The sequence below is a fragment of the Vibrio sp. 1288 genome (assembly GCF_033344475.1).
Map to the genome: position 1 here is coordinate 1 of NZ_JAWPOX010000196.1, position 961 is coordinate 961.

The following is a 961-nucleotide window of genomic DNA, read 5'->3' on the forward strand; positions in this document are numbered from 1 at the left end:
CTTAGAGTCAGGCGAGTTAACACCTGAGAATAGCGAAGAGAAACACTTCGTCAAGGTGCTAGAAAACCCAGGCAAAGCGAAAACTAAAATCGAGCGCACTTGGTTAAAATACACCCAACTGGCTCGTGGTCGTAAGCGCTTCCATACGCTAAACGGTCGCAACAAACCAGATGCGGCTGACGACTATGCAGAAGAGAGTTTGGCTGAAGACGATTAATAAGAAATAACCAAACGTCAGATGTTCAACAAACGTTCATCATTCGGTGTGAGTGAACGCTTCTGACCCATTTCTTCTCCTAAAGCCCAAGGGCGCGTTCTCCCGAGGGCTTTTTTAATATCTGCGATTTTGGTGCATGGGAAATGTCGACCTATTTCGCCAGCATCGCAATCTTTTTCAAAAACGTTTCTTTTAAGTGCTCCTGCTCGTACTCTAGGTGATACGTGTTGTGGAAACCCACTTTCAGCTCCACGCCGTTGCCTCTTAAAAAGACGTTGTAACCATCGTAATCCGAGAACGCCTCCACACCTTCATAGATCTTACCGAACTCCGTTGGCGAACCGTTGTTCATGACGTTTTCGTACGCTTGTAGCACTTTGCTTGGATCCAATTCGTTTTTCATAGTGATATCCCTACCTGTTCACACGCTGTAATTATGGTTAAGGAATGATTTACCTGCCATGTACGAGGTTGAGTGAGATCAAAATATTTGAATTTTTTCCGCCACTTACCATCCAATAAACCCAGAACATCGACGCTTGATGTTTACTTTACAACTTAATTCAAGCCATAAATTTTACGCATCTATCAATGAACTCAAGTGACCAAAAAACGCTCACAAGTTAACAATTTAGCGTAAAGCAAACGTAAAACTGGTTGCAAAAGGCAACATTGGTTAAAAAAAAAGCAAAATTTTGACCTAAAACAATAGCAGTTCGCCATTACTTATTTTATAATGCGAAT

2 protein-coding genes are annotated in these 961 nt (G+C 41.9%); one reads left to right on the forward strand and one right to left on the reverse strand.

The features are described from left to right. Window positions 1-217, forward strand: a 217-nt coding sequence (maoP, locus tag R8O11_RS25630) for a DUF413 domain-containing protein (RefSeq protein WP_318194663.1), incomplete at its 5' end; no start/stop codon positions are given. A gap of 151 nt (window positions 218-368) precedes the next feature. On the opposite strand, the gene R8O11_RS25635 is transcribed toward maoP, so the two are convergent. Then, a complete protein-coding gene (locus tag R8O11_RS25635) occupies window positions 369-620 on the reverse strand; it encodes a DUF3081 domain-containing protein (RefSeq protein WP_005464900.1) in 252 nt (83 codons plus the stop codon). Window positions 621-961 lie beyond the last annotated feature (341 nt).